This is a genomic window from Pseudomonas sp. GD03875 (assembly GCF_029840585.1).
GTDB classification, from domain to species: domain Bacteria; phylum Pseudomonadota; class Gammaproteobacteria; order Pseudomonadales; family Pseudomonadaceae; genus Aquipseudomonas; species Aquipseudomonas paralcaligenes.
Map to the genome: position 1 here is coordinate 37,573 of NZ_JAOCCV010000028.1, position 19,911 is coordinate 57,483.

The 19,911-nt window shown below is 57.6% G+C and carries 16 protein-coding genes; 14 read left to right on the forward strand and 2 right to left on the reverse strand.

Going from position 1 to position 19,911, the window contains the following annotated elements; genetic code table 11:
• From N5D30_RS20315 to N5D30_RS20350, 8 genes are all read left to right on the forward strand, one after another.
• The gene (locus tag N5D30_RS20315; RefSeq protein ID WP_279910434.1) at nt 1-399 is read left to right on the forward strand and encodes a type II secretion system protein; all 399 of its coding nucleotides are present in this window, start codon (nt 1-3) and stop codon (nt 397-399) included.
• Nucleotides 396-1,007, forward strand: a complete 612-nt coding sequence (locus N5D30_RS20320) for a prepilin-type N-terminal cleavage/methylation domain-containing protein (RefSeq protein ID WP_279910435.1) — start codon at nt 396-398, stop codon at nt 1,005-1,007. Before N5D30_RS20315 ends, N5D30_RS20320 begins: the two co-directional genes overlap by 4 nt.
• Complete coding sequence (locus tag N5D30_RS20325) at nt 1,000-1,821, forward strand: type II secretion system protein GspK (protein WP_279910436.1); 822 nt, start codon at nt 1,000-1,002, stop codon at nt 1,819-1,821. The genes N5D30_RS20320 and N5D30_RS20325 overlap by 8 nt, the downstream gene beginning before the upstream one ends.
• A gap of 5 nt (nt 1,822-1,826) precedes the next feature.
• Nucleotides 1,827-2,942, forward strand: a complete 1,116-nt coding sequence (locus tag N5D30_RS20330) for a PilN domain-containing protein (protein ID WP_279910437.1) — start codon at nt 1,827-1,829, stop codon at nt 2,940-2,942.
• Nucleotides 2,939-3,529: a type II secretion system protein GspM gene (gene gspM / locus N5D30_RS20335; RefSeq protein ID WP_279910438.1), complete on the forward strand. Its 591-nt coding sequence runs from the start codon at nt 2,939-2,941 to the stop codon at nt 3,527-3,529. The genes N5D30_RS20330 and gspM overlap by 4 nt, the downstream gene beginning before the upstream one ends.
• Nucleotides 3,526-4,032 carry a hypothetical protein gene (locus N5D30_RS20340; RefSeq protein ID WP_279910439.1) on the forward strand — a complete coding sequence of 169 codons (507 nt, stop codon included), beginning with the start codon at nt 3,526-3,528 and terminating at the stop codon, nt 4,030-4,032. The genes gspM and N5D30_RS20340 overlap by 4 nt, the downstream gene beginning before the upstream one ends.
• A gap of 65 nt (nt 4,033-4,097) precedes the next feature.
• Nucleotides 4,098-6,254 (forward strand): type II secretion system secretin GspD, encoded by a 2,157-nt coding sequence (gspD, locus tag N5D30_RS20345; protein WP_279910440.1) that lies wholly within the window; start codon nt 4,098-4,100, stop codon nt 6,252-6,254.
• Nucleotides 6,255-6,283: 29 nt separating this feature from the next.
• Nucleotides 6,284-6,700: a hypothetical protein gene (locus tag N5D30_RS20350; RefSeq protein WP_279910441.1), complete on the forward strand. Its 417-nt coding sequence runs from the start codon at nt 6,284-6,286 to the stop codon at nt 6,698-6,700.
• A 119-nt stretch (nt 6,701-6,819) separates the two neighbouring features.
• Here N5D30_RS20350 and N5D30_RS20355 read toward each other — a convergent pair whose 3' ends face one another.
• The gene (locus tag N5D30_RS20355; protein ID WP_279910442.1) at nt 6,820-8,214 is read right to left on the reverse strand and encodes a 2OG-Fe(II) oxygenase; all 1,395 of its coding nucleotides are present in this window, start codon (nt 8,212-8,214) and stop codon (nt 6,820-6,822) included.
• Nucleotides 8,215-8,389: 175 nt separating this feature from the next.
• Here N5D30_RS20355 and N5D30_RS20360 point away from each other — a divergent pair, with 175 nt between their 5' ends.
• The 3 genes from N5D30_RS20360 (at nt 8,390) to N5D30_RS20370 (ending at nt 14,743) form a co-directional block, all read left to right on the forward strand.
• On the forward strand, nt 8,390-10,585 hold the full coding sequence (locus tag N5D30_RS20360) for a glycosyltransferase (RefSeq protein ID WP_279910444.1): 2,196 nt from the start codon (nt 8,390-8,392) through the stop codon (nt 10,583-10,585).
• Between the two features lie 618 nt (nt 10,586-11,203).
• Complete coding sequence (locus N5D30_RS20365; protein ID WP_279910445.1) at nt 11,204-12,616, forward strand: hypothetical protein; 1,413 nt, start codon at nt 11,204-11,206, stop codon at nt 12,614-12,616.
• A 1,236-nt stretch (nt 12,617-13,852) separates the two neighbouring features.
• Complete coding sequence (locus N5D30_RS20370) at nt 13,853-14,743, forward strand: peptidyl-prolyl cis-trans isomerase (RefSeq protein ID WP_279910446.1); 891 nt, start codon at nt 13,853-13,855, stop codon at nt 14,741-14,743.
• Nucleotides 14,744-14,887: 144 nt separating this feature from the next.
• On the opposite strand, the gene N5D30_RS20375 is transcribed toward N5D30_RS20370, so the two are convergent.
• On the reverse strand, nt 14,888-15,529 hold the full coding sequence (locus N5D30_RS20375) for a hypothetical protein (protein WP_279910447.1): 642 nt from the start codon (nt 15,527-15,529) through the stop codon (nt 14,888-14,890).
• Between the two features lie 70 nt (nt 15,530-15,599).
• Here N5D30_RS20375 and N5D30_RS20380 point away from each other — a divergent pair, with 70 nt between their 5' ends.
• The 3 genes from N5D30_RS20380 (at nt 15,600) to N5D30_RS20390 (ending at nt 19,826) form a co-directional block, all read left to right on the forward strand.
• Nucleotides 15,600-16,532, forward strand: coding sequence for a hypothetical protein (locus N5D30_RS20380; RefSeq protein WP_279910448.1), 933 nt, complete (start codon nt 15,600-15,602; stop codon nt 16,530-16,532).
• Nucleotides 16,529-17,980 (forward strand): hypothetical protein, encoded by a 1,452-nt coding sequence (locus tag N5D30_RS20385; RefSeq protein WP_279910449.1) that lies wholly within the window; start codon nt 16,529-16,531, stop codon nt 17,978-17,980. Before N5D30_RS20380 ends, N5D30_RS20385 begins: the two co-directional genes overlap by 4 nt.
• Nucleotides 17,981-18,158: 178 nt before the next feature.
• The gene (locus N5D30_RS20390; protein ID WP_279910450.1) at nt 18,159-19,826 is read left to right on the forward strand and encodes a hypothetical protein; all 1,668 of its coding nucleotides are present in this window, start codon (nt 18,159-18,161) and stop codon (nt 19,824-19,826) included.
• Nucleotides 19,827-19,911: the final 85 nt, after the last annotated feature.

Genomic DNA, 19,911 nt, shown 5'->3' on the forward strand with positions numbered 1-19,911 from the left:
ATGACGCGGCAGCGTGGATTTACCATTCTCGAGGTTCTGGTCGGTTTCCTGATCAGTGCGCTTCTCCTCAGCGTCATTCTGAGTGCCTTTTCCAACGGCATGACGAATCTGGCGCGTGCGGATCGCTATAGCCAGGCTGCGCTGGTGGCCCAGTCCCGGCTAGCCGAGATCGGCATCAGCAGCCCCTTGGTCGAAGGCTCCTACCAGGGGCATGACGAAGCGGGCTATGCGTGGCAGGTGGCTGTCGTGCCCATGGACTGGGAGTTCGCTCCGCAGCTTCGAGATCAGGGGGCTGTCCTTTACCAGGTGCAGGTCGTTGTCAGCTGGCGTGTCGCTGGCAGGGTGAGTCGCTTCGTCTTGTCGAGCCTGCGTATTGCCAATCAGGATGCGGGTTCATGAAGGCGGCGCGTGGCTTCACCCTCGTGGAAGTGCTCATCGCCCTGGTGCTTGCGGGGCTGCTCGTCGTCGTCCTGTTTGGTGGTTTTCGCGCGGGCATTCGCAGCTGGCAGCTGGCGGAGCAGCATACGGCTTCCGTGGAGGAGCCGCGGCAGCTCAGTGCCCTCCTTTATCGCCATCTCGGGCAGCTGTTGCCTGCCGAGTTTCCGCCCGACAGTTCCGGGCGGGGTGCCCCCGCCTTTGTCGGGGAGCCGGAACGCATGCGTTATGTCGCTCCTCTGTCCATGTCCGCAGGAGGCATTCCTTATATCTTCGAGCTGAGCAGCGATGGCTCGGGGGTCTGGGTGCGATTCGCGCCTTATGAGGCAGGCAAGGCTGCAGATGATCTGCTTGCCAGCGTGGAGCCGCAGCTCGTCAGCTCTTCTCTGCATCTGACCTTTCGTTATTTCGGGCCGGCAGAAGAGTGGGATGACTCGGGCAGTCAGTGGACCGATGTCTTCAGTCGCATCGGCTCGGTGCCGCAGCTGGTTTCGGTTCGGGTCGACGGTGTACGCAAGGGGTGGCCCGAGTTGGTCCTTCCTGTGAGCTTGATGGAGCCGGTAAGTGAATAGTCGCGAGCGCGGGGCGGTGCTCATCGTCGTGCTCTGGGTGCTGGCTCTGCTGGTCGTGCTGCTGGCGGCGTTCAGCAGCTCCGTTCGAGTGGACAGGCAGGTTTCTTCGGAGCTGATCATTCGCGCAAAGGGGAGGGCGGCCACCGATGCCGTGCTGGCCTACCTGAGCGCCATGCATCGTCTGGGTGGCGACCAGTGGACGGAACTTCCCGGGCAGGTCCTGCTGTTGCCCGGGGCTGACCGGGCACGCTTTCGCATGATTCCGGAGGAGGCGTATGTCAGCCTTGCCGGAGCATCCCCCGAACTGCTCGGTCTGCTCCTGGAAGGGATATCCCCCGATGGCGTCGACTCGGCGATGCTGGTCGAGAGTATTCTCGCTCGCCGCCAGGGATTACCGCCTGATGAAGATGGTTCCGAGGTTCCCTTCTCCCCACTGCGTTCGATAGACGAGTTGCTTTTGCTGCCTGGCTTCAACCGCGAATTGCTCGATCGTCTGGCGCCGCTGGTTACGGTCGACAGTGCCCACGAGGGCGTGGCTGTCGAGTTTGCCTCATGGCCATTGCTGCGCGTGCTGGCAGGCGATCGGGCGGCTGATCTGTCTGATCGTCGTGCGGACGAGTCCTTTCGGGCTACGGACTATGTCTCGCCAGAGCTGGCAGCGGCCCCGGGGGGCTCTTTGTACCGCCTGCAGGTCGAGGTGGGGGAGAGGCCTGACCGTCGCAAGATCGAGGTGACCGTGATGTTTGGCGAGGGTAAGGACGGCTATCGGATCGTTCGTTGGAATGAGTATACTGCCCGTTTTGATCTGGACTGACTGGCATGAAGTTTGAGGTCGGCAGCCTGACGCTCTTCGGTATCGATATCGGCCGTCTGGGGCGCTGGTGGTGGCAGGGCTTGAGCGCCGGGCGCGCGGCCGAGATCGTCGATTATTTTCTGCGCCCCTCTCCGCGGGTGCTCGTTTTCGTCGAGGGCTCCTGGCTCGTCGTCTATCGCCCTGAGCGGAGCGGGATGGTCGAAGTCGCTCGTCTTGCCATGGATGCACTGGGCGACGACGAGATGCATGTCCGCGCATCGCTGCTCCCGCCCCGTGCTTCGTCCTCGCTCGCCCAACTGGAGCTTGTCCTGCCTGCGGACCGGGTGTTGCGCAAACAACTGGTGCTGCCCGCGGAGGCGAGAGGGACTCTGCGAGAGGTCGTGGGTTATCAGTTGCCCAGGCTGACTCCCTTTTCTCTCGACAAGCTCTACTACGACGTCGTTGCTGATGAAAAGGTCGAGAATCAGTTGGATGTCGATATTCTCGCCGTGCCATGCGCCTACCCGGACCCCCTCATCGAGCGGATAGAGAGGGCGACCGGTCTGCGCGTTTCCCGTCTGGGCGTGGAGGATGTGCCTGGTGCGAACCTGTTCGGTCGTCAGCGGGTGCCGGGGCGCTGGTGGCGGCGTCTGAATCTCAACAGCTGGCTTCTCATTCTGTTGCTCCTGGCCATGGTGGCGGCGGCCATTGCCCCCCTATTGAAGGAGCGGCAACTGGTCATCGAGCGCAAGCAGGAAATAACGGCTCTGACTGCCAGTGTCAGAGACCTGATGACCCGCAAGGAAAACCTGGAAGCCAGTCTGTCGGGGTTGAATCATATCGTTGCCAAGCGAGCCAGCCAGCCGTTGCCTTCGGAGGTTCTGGCCGAGCTCACCAGATTGGTGCCTGACGACATCTACATCACGAGCCTTCGTATACAAGGCAGCAATCTGACCATAAATGGTTTTGGCAAGGGGGTTGTCGATCTGATTTCACGACTCAATGAGTCGGAGAAGTTCTCCGATGCGCGTTTCACCGCACCTGTCAGCCGCAATGCCCAAACGGGCCTCGATCAGTTTGCCGTCAGCATTCAGTTGGTGGGAGTGGTGAGCAAGCAGCTTGCGGATGGTGATTCTCGATGAGTCGCGTATTCGGCAAATATCAGGCGCTGCTGAGTTGGCTGTTGCTGTGTGTTGTCATTTTATTTGCAGTGTTGGTTGTTTCAGGGCCTTTGCTGGAGCACCACGACAAGTACAGCTTCGAATTGACCAAGGATGGGCGTTTGCTACAGCGCCTGCAGGCTCTGGCCAATTCGCGCGATGAGCTGGAGGACGCTTCCGAAAGATTTGCCCAGCAGGGATTGTCCGAATGGGTGTATTCGCCAGAGATGTCGGCCTCGGCCGTCGAACTGGCCATACAACGGAGAGTATCCGAGGTCATCTCGTCGGCTGAAGCGGATGTTCGTAGTATCGCGCCCATAGATGCCAAGCGTAGAGACGGCTACATGGTCGTCGGTGTGCGTGCCCAGTTTGGCGGGGGGCTTGGCTCGGTCATGTCCAGTCTGCAGATGCTGGAGCAGGGCAGGCCGCTCCTTGTGCTGGACGATCTTCTTATCACGCCGAGCGCAGTGAGGCGGGGCAGGCGCGGCGAGGGAGCTCAGCAGGCTGTGGATGCTCAGGTTTCCATTTTGGCATTTCTCCCTATACCGGCTGCCGAGGATGTGCAATGAAGCGAGTACATCTTTCCGAGACTCGCCTCACGCTGCTTTTGCTTGTGTTGATCGCATGTTTTCTGGCGTTGGCTTTCCTGCTCTGGTTGAAAACCGAAAGCGAGTCTGTCCGGGTTCCTTTGCTTCCGGAGTTTCAGCTGCCGGTCTTGAATGGCTCGGAAGTCGGGCAAGACAATATGGCGGTGGTTATCGAGCGTCCCCTGTTTTGGGTGGGACGCAGGCCATTGGAGATCCAGGAGGGTGCTTCATCTCAGGTGGTGGAAGCCAGCTCCGATGGTATCAAGGTACTTGGTACCCTTTTGCAGGGAAATACTCACTTCGCTCTGCTTTCAGTTGGAGGTGAAGTGGTGCGTGTAAGTGTGGGAAGTGAGCTGCCTGGCGGATGGAAAGTGACTTCTGTTAAGTCTGGCAAAGTAAGTATGGATAATGGCTCTCGTATTACAGAGGTAGAAGTGACTCGGCCGCGTAGTGATGCGGTTCATTTGGAACGCCTGAGTAATTAACGGATTTCAGATGCGGAGCCCGGCCTCTTCACTGGCTACCCTTTTCGAAGTTTAGAGTGTGATTAATGAACAGGATCAATATGCTGACTTGGCGCCCGGCTCAATTTCCGCTTAGTGCTCTGTGTGCGGCACTTCTTCTGGCCGGTTGTTCGGCGCTCCCATCTGCTCCTGAGAAGAAGGAGGAGCCGCCGAAGATCGTTCGCACCAATATGGAGTCGCCGCCTGTCTTTAATGACGAGCCCTTGAATGAGCCTCCGAAGGTGGGGCGTACCTTGTTGGAGCAGAAGGGGGATAACCAGTATGTAGCCCCTGTCAGGCGCGAGCAGTCGACGCAGGGAGGGCCATTGGTCAATGTCAAGTTCGAGTCGGCGCCCATGCTGGAAGTGGTTGCCGCAGTTCTGGGCGATATGCTCAAGGTTCCCTACACGATCGAAGGTGCCGTGGAGGGAAATATCACTCTGGTTTCCAGCGATCCTGTGCCTGAGTCTGCCCTTATAGAGATGCTGGAGTCCTTGCTTGAATCCAGGGGCGTCGCGATGCTCAAGGGGGACGGGGGGATTTATCGCATCGGTCCGGTTGCGCAATTGCGCAAGGATGCCCCGGTGGTGCCCAAAAGTTCTGATACCGGTCGAGGCTACTCGGTGCAGATCGTCCCTCTGCGCTATCTGACGGCAGGGGAGGCGTTGAAGATCCTCGAGCCGTTGGGCATGAAGGAGAATGTGCTTCGGGCCGATCCAGTACGCAATATCCTCATGCTTGGGGCTTCTGCGCCGCAGATGCAGAATGCCCTGCGCACCCTGCAGACGTTTGATGTGGATGTCCTCAAGGGAATGTCCTTTGGCATTTATGAAGTGCTTAATCTGGATGCCAAGCTGGTCGTCGAGCGCTTCAATTCATTGCTTGGCAATAATAATGAAGAGGGTTCTTCTTCGATGGGCGCGGCCAAGCTGGTGGCGATGGAGGAGATAAACAGTGTGATGGTCATAGCTGCCCGCTCCGAGCAGCTCGTCACTATAGGCAGCTGGATCAAGCAACTCGATCGTCTGGGTATGAACGACAGTAGCGATCAGTCTGCACAAATGTATGTCTATAGCGTTCAGAACGGTGAGGCCAAGGTTCTTGCCAATTTGCTGGGGCAGATCTTTGGTGGAAAGACCACTGGCGATACGGCTTCGACCACCAGTGGTTCTACCGCACCTGGTCTGACGCAGGCGGAGGCTGGCTCTGAGGATGGAAGTTCGTCGAGCCTTTCTTCCCTGCAGAGCCCGAAGAGTGGCGGTGTTACCAGCACGACGACCGAGGCTGGCAGTCGAATAGTGGCGGATGAAAGCACCAACAGCCTTCTGGTCATGGCTGCACCCAGAGAATGGCAGAGCATTCGTTCCGCGCTTGAGAAGATAGACAAGACGCCTGCCCAAGTCCTTGTAGAGGTTTCCATCTGGGAAGTGACCCTCAATGACAAGCTCAATTATGGTGTTGAGTGGTTCTTCAATACGCACGCGGGCGGCGGGGATAACGTTATGGGCGGCGGCCGGCTTTCCATGAATGATGGGGGGACTGTCGGGCGGAGTGCTCCGGGGTTCTCCTATATCTTTACAGGCGGGGACTGGCGAGCGGTCATCAATATGCTCTCCAGCACATCTCGGGTTAAGTCGCTTTCTTCTCCGTCCATTCTGGTTCTGGACAATCGTGAAGCAAGTATTCAAGTCGGTACCCAGCAGCCAATCTCTACTGGAACTACTACATATCCCAACAGTGGTAGCGATGCGACCAGTACGCAGAACTATACCTTGAAGGACACTGGCGTTCAGTTGAAGGTCAAGCCGCGTGTGAACTCTGGTGGTTTGGTTCTGATGGATATCCAGCAAGAGGTTACTGATGTCGGCGCTCAGGATGAGGTTACCAGGCAGCGCAGCTTCCTCAAGCGTACCGTGGAAAGCTCGGTTGCCATTCAGAGTGGGGATACGATCATTCTCGGAGGGTTGATTCAAGACTCTCAGAATGATTCCGATGGCGGCGTGCCGTACTTGCATAAATTGCCCATCATTGGGCCTCTTTTCGGTACCAAGGGCGAGAATGGTCTGCGTACCGAGTTGCTTGTGACTATTAGTCCGCGTGCGGTCACCCAATACAAGGACTTCGAGCGTATTGGTCAGGAGTTCCAGCAGAAAATGCGTGGCGTGACGGATTCTTTCAGGGCGGAGCTTGAAGCTCGTCCTTAATCTACGTTGGATATTGATTGGAGGTTTTGATGGTTTCGCGTTTTATTGGGGTTTCCTGTGTTCTTCTGGCATTGACCGCCTGTAGCGCTTTTCAGCCAAAAGACGATGCAACCGTAGTGGCCGAGCGCTCGCAAGCGAGAATGGATGCCTTGAAAACCGCGGATTTCGAGGGCGCCTATGCATTCATGTCGCCTGGCTACAGGTCAACCAATACCCTGGAGCGTTTCAAGGCCAGCTATGCCGGTGGTGTGGTTCGGCTGGAGTCCGCGTCGGTGTCGGATGTGCAATGTGAGGAGGACGCCTGCGTCCTGCAGGTCAAGGCCAGCTATTTCTATCGAGGCAAACAGCAGGCTCTCAAGGGTGGGAAGCCGCTTCTGCTTGATCGTGTCAATGAGGAGCGCTGGATCAAGACCGATGGCCAATGGTGGTACGTCCAGATGCAATGAGTATCTGGTGGTGTCTGATGTCGTTCAGTTAACAAAACGCCGCAACTCATTCGCAGAGTCGCGGCGTTTTTGTTCTGGCGGCATCACTGAGGCGAGCGCTTTCCCATTCGGGGCGTGTCTCAAGGCTGCGCCGTCGGTATCTTGTAATGCACAAACATATTGGAAACCTGTGTGCCTTCCAGCGGGAGCGGGCGTCCGTGAAGAAGCCTCGCTCCCTCGTACAGGACCATATCCCCTGGTTCGAGAGTCAAATGGTAGTGGCGTCCATAATGGTCTTCTATCTCTAGGGGCCAAGCGGATTGAATGTCTTGAGAGACATTGATAATAGCGCTAGCTACATGAGTGATGCCCCGATCCCTGTGCATCTTGAGCACCGCGCCTGAAAGATAGCGTCGGATGCCAAACACGAAAGTCGGTACGACTGAAGTTCCTATCCAGGCTTCTACGACTGGCTGCAGAGTATTGTGCACATCCTGCTTCAGCTCGTCCGGCAGGGGGATCAGTTCGCTGGCTGGTTTCCCGCCAGCCGCATCAATGAAGCCAGGCACCCGCTCGTCCACAGTTGTGGCCTGATTGTTCTTATAGAATTCGAGAATCCTGCCAAACAGCGCATCTGGGACTCTCGTCTTGAGAAAGCCGGACTTGGTATACGGATGCAGGTATTCATTGGGGGTCTTGGTGAACATGGGGCTATTGCCCTTGTCACGGAACCACTTGGTGAGCACCATTTTGTAGCCGGTTACGACAGGCTTGCCCCAGTGCATCGTATTGGGGTTCGGTGTCCCGTCGGCAAGCAGATTGTTCCAGATTACCGCGTCGCCCTGGCTTGGCCTGAATTCCTGTTCCAGCGCGGTAAAGAATGTCTCTCCTCCTTCCTGTGTGGTGTTGAGATAGATCATGAAGGTCCAGGTTCTCTGGCCTCTGCCTCTGGCATAGGTTTCGAACTCGGCTGTATTGGGCTCGAAGTAGTCGGTATGGGCTTTGAACTGCTGCCCTACATCGTAGCGCTGTGCCTGTATGGGTTCTGCCCATGATGGGTCAATGCCCATGACCTGGCAGATACGCCTCTCGATATCTTCCACCAGCGGGTGCCGAATGAGGCCTAGATCACAGGTCCGACTGGTTCTGAATCCCTCGTACTCCCCTTTATCGTTCGTTGTCGTCGAGGCCCGAAGATGCTGGTTGGCCAGGAGGATCAGCTCGATGCACTCCTCTTCGCTCAGGAAGCGTCTCACGCGCATGAGTTCCGCCTTCTCTTGAGTGTCCATCACTTCGGCAAAGGGAACGTGAACCTTATCGAGGGCGTGGGTGAGTTCCGTTTCTTCAGGGGCATACGTGCGTGGAGCGGAAGGCGGCGGACTGATGGGGGGCGGAGCATTCAATGCCAGGCGGGCAATCTCCGGTGAAAAGCCGTTCTCGATGAGGATTTCTAGAATGCCCTCCTTGGAGCACCCACGGCTGATGTTGTGGTCGATCCAGTCGCGCCAGCTACTGTCCAGCTCTCTCGTTTGCATGTGGAAAATTCCGCAATTTTACAGTCGATGATATATGAGACCGCTCTGGATTATCTCGCACGGGAGAGGGGGGCTTGCGGTCGGTCGGCCAGTGGTCTGCGCGCATAGGGTGGCGGGACAGACCTCGAATGCCCTCTGCATTACAATGCCCCAAGAATGTTTTAGGTGGGAATGCATGGCCAGCTCTTATCAAGTCGAATCGGCGAGTGCGCAGGATGTCAGCACAGTACTGCAGGATTCGGTACTGACGGTGATCGTTCCTCTCTGGGGAGAGGAGGCTCAGATCATTCGATGTGTTGAGGGGTTTCGGCTGGGTTTGGAAGGTACTGCCCGGTCCTCAATGGAGGTTGTTCTAGAGTATGGCGCCTCTTCCTGGGGGGGGTGGTCCGAAGATTTGCAGCAGGCGATTATGTCTACTGGCTTTCGCTTGGTAGAGCGGAAAAAGGGAGTGGAAGTCGTCGAGTCGCTCAGGTCCATTCTGATGGCGGTAGAGGAGGGAGATGTTCTGCTGCTGGATGCGGGCGTGGACTGCGCTGGCGGCTTGGTTAACCGCTTGCGGATCGCGGCAAGATCTCGCTTCGGCGTGGGGGTTGTTGTGCCCTTCTCCAGTCGTGCAGGGCTGTATGGTGTGCCGGCTGCCTTGAGCTGTGACAGCAATGTCTCTTCACGCTTTGGTGCTGCGGCTGCTGAGGTCAATGCAGGGGTTCATCTTGAGGTGCCGCTCGGGATGGGGCCCTGCCTGTTTCTTACTGGTCAATGCATCAATTTGATGAAGGGGGCTGATTTCTCCTTCTCCCTGGGGTATGGCGGCGAGTCTGGTTTGGGTTTTCAGGTGCATGTGCCGGGGTTGCTCCATTTGCTTGCCTGTGATGCTTTTGCTGGTTGCTTGGGTTCGGGCGGTATTGATCGGGGAGGTCGCCTAACCTTGGAGTGGATGGGGGGTAGGGCCGGAGGCCCTGATGTAGATGTAGCTAGATGGTTACGCTTTGATCCTGCTTGTATTCCGCGTATCGCCTTGACGCTGCAGGCCATCAGATCTGCGGGGTTGCCCGTGATTCTGCAGGTTCTGCATCGCATCGGTGGTGGAGTTGAGCGGCATGTTAAAGAGTTGGTCGGGGTTTCGTGCTCAAGGGCCTGGAGCCTGGTAATGCGCCCGATGGCTGGGCGGAGAGGGGTATCTATAGCCCTGGATGCCAGTGAGTGGAGTGATCGTCTGGTTTTCAAGTTGCCAGATGAAAGCAAAGAGTTAACGGCGTTTCTTCGGGGCATGGGAGTCTGTCGCATCCATGTTCATCACGCCTTGGGATTCCATCCCTCCGTTTGGGGATGTTTGGGGGATCTGGGGGTGGATCTCGACCTGACGTTGCATGATTACACCATCATTCAGGGCAGCCCTACGTTGACCGGCCGGCAGGGGGGGTACATCGGTGCCGCTGCACCTGTTGGAGCTTATGAGATGATCGATGCAGAGCAGTCGACTGTGCTGCGGGCGCTGGTTGCGCGATCAGCTCGCTGTTTTGTACCCAGCGAAGATATGAAGCGCCGGCTGCAAGAGTCGCTGCCGTCGTTGGTTTGTAGCTATCACGCCCATCCAGACAGAGAGATCTTTGGTGCCTATCCTGCGCCTGTTGCTCCGCGTTTGAGTGGAGGAGAGCCGCTACGTGTGCTGTGCTTGGGCGCCCTCGGGCGTGAAAAAGGCATGGAAGTATTGCGTGATGTAGCCCTGTTGGCTCGCGGTCGGAAATTGCCCATCAGCTTCATGCTGCTGGGTAGTGCTCATATGCCGCTGGGTGGTGGTGTCCAGTTGCTCGGCAAATATTCCGACTCCGAGCTCGCGGAGTTGCTTGAGCGCCATCGTCCCCATGTGGTCTGGTTCCCTGTGCGATGTCCAGAGACATGGAGCTATACCCTGAGTGCCGCCTTGGAGGCCGGGTTGCCAATTCTGGCAAGCGCCATCGGGGCGCTGCCGGAGCGTCTCCAGGGGCGCCCCCTTACTTGGCTCTCTGCGCACGACGCATCGACCGAGGACTGGCTCGAGAAGCTGGCGAAAATTGATAAGTGCCTGCGTGAGCTTGAAAGGCCTCCTCTTTCTTGGTTGCAGGAAGAGCCGCAGCCTTTCTATAGAGAGTGCTATGCGGCAAATCTGACTGCTTCTTGTCTGCCTCCCGTGGCCATGTTCGGGAGTGGCTTTCTGGGGCGTCATGGGCGATCCCCGTGGGTCCCACTTGATCAGAGTGGATGGCGTCGCAAGCTGCTCCTCATCGCACTGCGTGCTCGAGCGTGGGCGCCGCTGGCCGGTTTGCTCTCGTGTGTGCCTTACAATATGCAGCGCCGTATCAAGCGCTTCTTGTCGGTAGAGCCTTTGCATTGACCGATGATGTGGGTACTACGCGGGGTGAGTGACTGGCGGTAGTTTAGGGGGAGATTGGCCTGCGGCGGCTTGGTCAGAAGAGGTGTGCGCCTCGGCGCCATAGGTGCAGAGGCTCATAAAGGCTGGTCAGCTTGAATTTCACTTCTTGGGTTGTGCTGCCGAGGGGGCATGCCTATACTAGAAGAGCTACAGCGCACTTGCAGCAGCTAAAGCTTTGATGACGCGTGTTGGTTAGGGGCTTATCTGAGTGGGGAGACATCCTCAGGAAGATAAGCCCTTAATTTTTTGCGCTGAATGGGCTTGCGGGGGGGGGGCTCCTCTGTGGCGCTTCAGTATCTCGCGCGCGCCTCCCTTGCAGTCTTTCATAGGTGGCCTTTGATGAAAAAACTCGGGTGCGAATGTGCTTTGATCCTGATGCCTGCCTTGTTCGGGGCTCTGGGGCGACCTTGGCTTCGCCTGCGAATGTTGACGTAACCCCGCAATTTTTCGTACTTTAATCGCGATGTGGGCTTGCAATGGGGGATGTGGCTCGATAGCATTCATCTGCGCTTTGTAAGCACTCTTGCAAAAAAGCTGTAACAACACGTCAAAATCAGGCTAAAAAGGAATCCCTGCAAAATGAAAACGTCTTTGGCAAAAGCCGTTGCATTGGCCGCTACCCTGGGTGCCGCCGCATCTGCTCACGCAGTGAACGTAGACCCGAATGGTCTGGGTCAGGTTCTGCTGTATCCGGTATACACCGCTGATAACGGCAACTACACCGCTATCCACGTAACCAACACCACCAACCTGACCAAAGCCGTCAAGGTGCGTTTCGTTGAGGGTATGAACTCGGCAGAGGTTCTCGACTTCAACCTGTACCTGTCCCCGGAAGACGTATGGACCGGTATCGTTGAGCGTACCGCTGACGGCGCCAAGCTGAAGACCTTTGACACTTCCTGCACCGTGGGTACCGTCAGCTCTTCGGGTGTCAACTTCCGTGATATCGTATTCGCTGGTGACTCCGTAAAAGGTCCGGCGCGTACCCGTGTTGGTCACGTAGAAGTCATTGAAATGGGTGTGTTCGAGGGTTCCCCGATCACTAACGCTGGTGCACTCGCAGGTGCCATCAAGCACACTGCAGCTGGCGTTCCGGGTAACTGCGGTCTCATCACCTCCACCTTCACCGGCGCTAGCCCGGCTTGGCTGCCGGCCAACTACGCTACTCAGGCGCAGCTGGCTGCACCGACTGGTGGTCTGTACGGTTCCGCCAACATCGTGAACGTTGAAGCTGGCACTGAAATCGGCTTCGATGCCGTTGCTCTGGCTGAGTTCAACACTCTTCAGGCTCACTCCAAGCCGGGCGATACCCTGCCGAGCCTCGTTCAGTCTGAGGACTTTGCTGCCTTCCCGGATGGCACCACCGATACCTTCACTAACGGTATCGATGCAGTTAGCGCCATTCTGGCCAAGACCAGCATCTCCAACGACTACGCTGTAGGCGCTGGCCTGAACGCTCAGACTGACTGGGTTGTTACCTTCCCGACTAAGCGTCACTACGTGAATGGCACCCCGGGTGTAACTGTGCCGGGTGGCGTGCAGTATCTCGCTCAGCCGCCGTTCACCACTGGTTGGAATAGCGCCATTTCTGAGGCTTGCGAGCCTGTAACCATCAACTACTGGAACCGCGAAGAGCTGCCGGGCTTCGTAGAGAGCGACGACTTCTCGCCGCAACCGGAAGCTGAAGGTGTGGCTCTGTGCTACGAAGCTAACATCATCGGCTTCGGCAACAGCTCTATCGCCAGCAACCTGCTTGGCGGTGCCGGCTTTGTTCGCCGCGATGTTGACCTGAAATCTCACGAAACCGGCTGGGCGCGTATCGGTCTGTTGGCAAGCCCGACTTCCAACGTCATCACCGGTAGCACTGTTTCGGCTCTGGGTCTGCCGGTAGTTGGCTTTGCCATGACCGCTATCCAGAACGGTGATGTTGGCGGCCTGCTGTCCAACTACGCTGGTGCTTGGGTACACAAGTCTACCGTTAGCGTGCAATAAGCACAGACGGTATTCTTGCAGTAACAAAGAGGGGGGGCGAAAGCCCCCCTTTTTTATTTGCTGATGCTCCGGTTGTGCGTATTGTGTGCGCCGATATTCTGCGCACTCTTCCCTCAGTGCTGAGTTGCTGCACCGTGCTATGCCTGATGGAGTCGTTATTTCCGAGCAGGTGGGAATTCAGCGTATTCGCAGTGCTTGGCTCCTCCGTCACGCAGGCGGTAGATGGCTTTCTTGCTTCCTTTTGTCCTCTCTTGGGCGCCATTCATCCGAGCCTTGCTCGGAGTATTTCTGCCTGTGGGCTTTCCTGCGCAAAATCCGTTACTATTAGAGCGTTGAGGCCCGACACTAGGGTGGGCGCTTCTCTAATGTAAAGGTGGGAATGATGAGAATAATCAAGCCATTGCTGGGCGTATCCGTCGTATACCTTGCTGCCGGCAGCGCCGCCGCCCAGCCTGGCGAGTTCAAGATAAATGACGTCGTGTGTGGTACTTATGCAAGCGCCACTGTTCAGGCCGATGGGGCCTTGGCGATTGACGGAGTCAATGTTACCAATGCAGCCTGTGAGCTGGGTGTAACGCCGACCCCTAGCCCGACGCCAACTCCGAGCCCGACACCCACTCCGAGCCCGACACCCACTCCGAGCCCGACACCCACTCCGAGCCCGACGCCAACCCCGAGTCCTACGCCTACGCCCACACCGCCTGGCGGGACGATTGACAACACAGCTGACATCTTCTGGGGGCCTTTCACTCAGGTGCTGAAAGCGGTAGTCGGCCCCGATTATGTTGCTTATCCAGTCAATATGGCTGCTTTGGCCGATAACTCCAGCAAATATGGCCAGTTGAGTAGCATCAATGGTGCGACTAGCCCAATTTACAGTAGGGTCATTTCGATATCGCAGAACCCTGGCGACTTCTCTAGTTCTTTGGGGCGCTGCATGAGCAGCTATGCTGCAGAGGTTAGTGTGAACTGGACGCACGAGAGTTCGCCGCCGGCTAGGCGCGCCAGTAACTGCAAGCTGCCGACGACGGGCACAATGTACATTAATGTGTCCCATATCAACCCGGCTACCAGTGTAAGCAGTTGCTCGTCGGGTAGGAATTGCTCCTACAAGTTGAGTAATACGCCTAGCCAATAATCCCAGCTGTTTCGGAGCGGGCGTCTCGTCATGGGGCGCCCGTGCCGTTTAATCTATATAAATATCTTTCTCTTTGTTCGTATTGTTCAGAGGTTTTCATGCTAAAGCGGTCCGTACTTTCACTCCTGACAATTGCAGTTTTCCCCGCCGTGGCGTTGGCGGGGGACGCCGGTGTGCTAATTCGTGGCGAGAAAGCGACTATCAAGGCTGATGAGTATCGGTTGCTTATCGAAGGAACACTGAACGACAGCCAGAAGACGGAGTTGTTGGGAAGCGAGCAGAAATATCGCGAGTACCTCGCCAATTACTATCTCATTCGCGAACTAGCGGCTGAGGCTGCTGCCAAGGGTATCGGGCAGGATGCTGCGACCCGCCAGCGCTTGCAGTATGAGCAGGAGCGGACTCTTGCCAATCTGTATCTGGTTCGCCTAGGCGAAGACGCGAAAAAGCCCGATTTCGAACAGCTCGCCAAGGAGCGTTATTTGGCTGAAAAGGAAAGCTATAAGGTGCCCGAGCAGGTTCGCGCCGAGCATATCCTCATAGCTACTGGCGATAAGCGCACAGCTGAAGAGGCCCGGAAGCTGGCTGAGCAACTGCACAAGCAGTTGGTGGCTGGTGCATCTTTCGCCGATCTCGCAAAGGAAAAGTCGGACGACCCCTCAAGCGGCGCGTTGGGTGGGGATCTAGGTTTCTTCCCCCGCGAGAAAATGGTCAAGCCTTTCGCCGATGCTGCGTTTGCTCTGAAGGCGCCGGGAGATATTTCCCAGCCGGTACAAAGCCCGTTTGGCTATCACATCATTCGACTTGTCGATCGAAAGAAAGAGGGTATGAAATCTTTCGAAGAGGTCAAGCCCTCGATTATTCAGGTGCTTGAGGGGCAGTTTGAGGCAGACGTAAGAAAGAAGAAGATCGAGGAGGTCACCTCTGCCAAGAACATCAAAACTGATAACGACGCGGTGAGCGAGCTGTTCAAGAGCCTCCAGCCCTAGTTTCTCAGCTGGAGTTCAAGCCTGGCCTTATCGGTTAGGCGTTGGATATTGTAGGGTTGACGCACAAAGTACGATAAGTGCTTTGTGCGTTTTTTGAGGTATTTGAAATAGCTGGCAAGTTGTGTCTTGGGATTCAGCGACTGATCAATAGATGTCGCCATGCCGGATGTCATAGAAATCCACCCGCCATTGATGAGTACCGAATACTTCGGCTATCCACCAGCCTGCCAGATTCGCCTGCACTTTATCGTTGAAGTCGTCGTGAACCCCCGCGCTGGTGATCAGTCTCCAATCTTCATCTTCTCTCAGGTATAGGTAGTAGCGGATCAGTCCGTTTCTGAGGGATTCCACCCGGACCTTGTAGCGTTCGCCGTTCCGTAGTTGAGCGGATTGGGTCTCTCCTCCATATACGCAGTTATTGTCAGGCCAATAGGACTCTATGGCTGCGACATTATTCTGGTTGGTCTGCTGGCAGCGGCCACCGGGAAAGCCATATTGGGTGAGATTGCCCATGACAATGCCTCTCCCGCCGACAGCGATGGATTCGCCGCGAATACCGATCGTCAAGTGACCGATGTTTTTGGGGCTGAAGTAGTCAGCGGACTCGAACTCGAACTCCAGGCGCTGCCCCGTTGCATCATCCGGCATCAGCGCTCCAGAGCCTCCGCTGATGGTGCTGTTCTGCTCGGAGGAAAGCTCTGCATGGGGGATGATCGAGGCGGCATTGCCCTGCGTCGCCAGCAGCAAGCCTAGGCAGTGGGCGGCCAGTCGATGGATAATTCGCACAATCGAATGCTCATGGAAGAAAGGATGCTTTCCTGGATTTTACCCGTCCCTGAGCCAATACCCGTATTGCATGTTGGAGCGTGAGGTTCGTTTGTCTATTTCGTGGAGCGGTTTGGGGCGCGAATTCAAGGCCGCTCTGGAAGTCGTCTGTGTGGCGATTCTAGTCTTCCTGCTGCCTTGGCCATTGGCGTTTCGCGGTTTGCGTTTCATTACCCGTTATTCACTGTTCCAGGGTAGAGAACAGGAGAGTGCCCTGGGCTCGCTGGTGATGTGGAGAGGGGCTTCGGGGCCGCATTCGGAGCGGCTGATAGCCTTGCACCGATTGACGGATATCGCCGACTTCTTCCTGACGCTCAAGTACGGCAGATCCTGGATGAAGCGCTATCTGCATGTGTCGGGGGATGCGTTACCCGCGCCGAGCGAGTTGCCAGCTCCTATGCTGGTGACCTTTCACTATGGGCAGGGTTTCTGGGCGCTTCGTTTTTTTCGCGACCATGGTTATCCCATTGCATGGCTGCATGCTCCGCCGCCCAAGGTTGCGCCTTGGGGAGAGAGGTTCGTGGGCTGGATGGGGCATCGTCGCATTGCCCAGGTGGCCCGCCTGAGCGGAGCTCCCACCATAGCCGTCGGTGGTAGCATCGAACGGATGCGCAGACGCCTTTTGGCAGAGGGGCGTGCGGTCATGGTCATGCCGGATGCACCTCTGCAGCCGGGCCAGTCGAGCCTGCCCGTGCGTTTGCTGGGGCGAGATGCTCGTCTTCCCGCGGGTGCAATCGGCATGGCGTCCGAGGCTGGTGTCCCTGTGCTGATCTATACGATCATGATCGACCCTCGCGATGGGCATCGCCATATGCGGCTTGAGGGGCCGGTCATGGGCCTCGATGCACAGACGCTGGCGCAGCGCCTGGCCGACCATCTGCAGGTCGCTCTCGATTCGCATCCCGAAGCCTGGCATGTGTGGCCTTGGGTCTCCGGCTTTTTTCCGGAGTCTGGGCGGCAATGAGATCTACTTTTGGGCTTCCGCTTCTCTGGTCCCGTGCCGATAGCGCTGCGCTGCTGATATTCGGGCTGGTGGTTGCCTATATGGCCTGGCAGGTGTTGCTGCTGCCCTTCATCGGCTATGCCAACAGCTACGACTTTCTGCGTCAGTCGTCTTGCACGGGGCTTTGGCAGCTTATAGACGGCGTGGACAAGACCCACGGCAACTACCTGTTCCCCTCCCGTTTTCTGCAGTTCGATGGCGATGTTCGCTCCGATGTCTGCATGCGCTCTGTCGATAACGTATTCCCCTGGCTCGCCACGCTGTTTCACGAGCCCGGCGAGATACTTTCCTTCTGGCAGGTCGCCATCTGGAAGCTGGGATTTCTCTGCATCGGCACGCTGCTGTTGTTGATGTATGCGGGGCGTCTGCGGTTGCCGCTGTGCGTCATTTTTGCCGTGCTGTTCACCGACTGGGCCTATCTGGCCTATGCCAACACGCTCTACATGGAGTTCTCGGTAGTGGTCGCCACGTTCCTGGCGCTTTCGACCGGAGTCTGCCTGCTGGTGTCAGGTGAGCGCCCTGGTCTTGGATTGCTAGGCCTGTCGGTGTTCGCACTCGTATGGTTGGGCATGAGCAAGCAGCAATACGCGCCAATGGCAGTGGTGTTGTCATGGCTGTTCGCTCTGGTGGTTTGGTTGCGCTGGCGCATAGGTCGCGTGGCGCTGCTGTACGCTGCTCTTGGCGGGGGGCTGCTTTTTGCATTCAGCCTCATGAACCCCTCGTCCACCGAGCTGATGCGCACGATCGATCAGGCCAACAAGACCAATACGTTCTTCGGGGCGGTCCTGCCTGCGGCTGCAGACAAGCCAGCGGCGCTGCGTCTGCTCGGTCTACCGGATGAGTGCCTGGCGGATATCGGCAGCAGCTGGCTCAGCAAGGAAGGCCATAGGCCATGCCCGGCCGTGGCTCAGGTCAGCCGCATGAAGTTGCTCGCCTTGTTTGTCTCGCAGCCGAGAACACTGTTGGTCCCCATGTATCGCATCACGTTGGGGGCCAAGCCTCTGTATCCCGATTATCTGGGCGTCATAGAGCCTGGGGATGCAGAAGAAGCCCAGGGCAAGCTCGAGCTGGTGCGCACGATGTCCCTGAGTACCTGGCTGTCGGGATTGCCGCCTCGTCTTTATGTCGGCTTGACCTGCCTGGGCTTGCTGGGCGGCGGGCTGGCATTTCTGATTCTGCTCAGGAGCTTCCGTGGCCGTGACGGGATCTCTGCTGGTAATGCGCCGCTGGCTGTTCTTTTCCTGGGGGCGTTCGCCAGCCTGTATGCGTTGTTTTCATCGGTCTTTGGCGACGGCTATATCGAGATGTCGAAGCACGCGGTGATCTTTGGCGTGGGGCTGACTTTTCAGGTAGTGGCCGCCGCCTGGTGGTTCTGGCTGATGGCACGTGGCTGGGCCCGGAGGGTCTGATTTGGCCCGCTGCAGACGGTGTGGTGGCTTATTTGCTCACGGTTCTAGGACAATACGCTTTCAATGACCCATCGCCTTACCTGGCGTCGGTTGACTCATCGCATGGATGGCTTATGCACAAGAACGTTTTCTCTCCTGATCTTCCTCGTACCCTTCACGCTGACGAGGAACTGCTTTGATGACTGCTACACAGCTTCCTAGGGCGCGCGGCTACTGGATTTCGGCCTTCTTCGCGTTCTTTGGCTTGTTCTTTGCCGCAATGAGCATTTACGGAACATGGATCAACTACACGCCCGTGCCTTATTGGGACATGTGGAACGGCTATCTTCTGGCTGTCTTCCGCATGGAGGCGGGTGAGGGCTGGAAGGTGTTCTGGGAGCTGCATAACGAGCACCGTCTGGTCCTGGCGAAGGCGCTGTTCTGGGTCGACGTGCATGTTTTCGATGCGTCGCTGGTTTTCCTGTTCACGCTCAATGTGCTGTTTGCGCTGGCGAATTTCCTGGTGTTCGCCTTCATCGCCCGCAAGCTGGTGCCCGAGGCGTACCAGCGCCATGTGCTTCTGGGCTTGCTGGCCGTGCTGTGCTTTTCCTGGCTTCAGCAAAGCAACTTCACCTGGGCCTTTCAGAGCCAGTTCTTTTCCGCCTATCTGGTGCCGCTGCTTGCCTTCATCGTGCTGACGAGGGCGCAGGGCGCCCATGGATGGTGGTATTTCTGCCTGGCCGCTCTGCTGGGTGTGTTGAGCAGCGTCACCATGGCCAATGGCGTCCTGGCGTTGCCGTTGATGGCGGTGCTCGCTGCCCTGCTGCGCCAGGGCTGGCTGCGGGTGATGGTGCTGGCGGCGCTGGGCGTGCTCACCTATGGGGTCTATTTCCATGACTTCGTCTACCCGCCCAACCATGTGTCTCTGTCGAGCGCGTTGTTGCAGCGGCCATGGGATCTGATTTCGTATGTGCTGGTCTATCTCGGCGGCCCGTGGTTCTTCCTGGTTAAAGGGCTGCCGCTGACCGTCCCCAAGGTTGCCGGTGCCGCCCTGATCGTGGGATCGGCGTGGTTCGCCTGGCTGGCCTGGCGTGAACGCTCGTCTTCCCCTTGGCCATGGGTGTTGCTGACCTTCCTCCTGTACATCGGCGGGACCGTGGTGGGCACGGCGTCCGGGCGGCTCGAATACGGCGCGGGACAAGCGTTGACGAGCCGTTACCTGACTCCACAGCTGCTGGCGTGGTGTGCGCTCCTGTTGCTGGCTGCCCATCGCTATGGCGCCACCATGTTCTCGCGGCGGTGGGTGTGGCTGTTCGCCCTGGTGCCCCTGCTGCTGGTGAAGGGGCAGTGGGATGCCCGTCGACCCCATCCGCAGACCTTCGAGCGCATGGTGACGGCATTGGCCTTGCAGGTCGGGGCGAACGACGAGGAGTATTTCTCCCGTATCTATTTCTTCCAGCCCGTTCTGAAGAATGTTTCCGCCACGGCCAGGAGACGGCATATTTCGGCCTTCGCCCATCCTCTGATCGAAGGGGCCGGCAAATTGCTGGGCAAACCCTTGCCCGATTCTCCTTCCGCGACCTGCCGGGGCCAGATCGAGCAGACCGTGGTGCTGGCCGATGGTTGGCAGCGTGTGGAAGGCTGGTTGCTGGATGACGAGGGGGAGGTGCCTGCGCAGGTTCTTCTGCTCGACGAACAGGGGCAGGTCGCCGGATATGCGCTGAGCGGAAAGCGGCGTAGCGATCTGCGCAAGGTGTATGGGCGCGATGCGCGGTATGCCGGCTTCGTCGGATACCTGAAGGCGGGTGTCGTACCGGCGAAGATCGCAGGACTGCAGCCCGCCTGCTTGCTGCGACCTGGGTTGTAGGTCGCGGCTCTGCTTGTATGACTTTGCCATCGGTCCCATGCAGTGCGTGGGGCTGAATATTCGATTCGTTTTTAAGAAGCTGGTG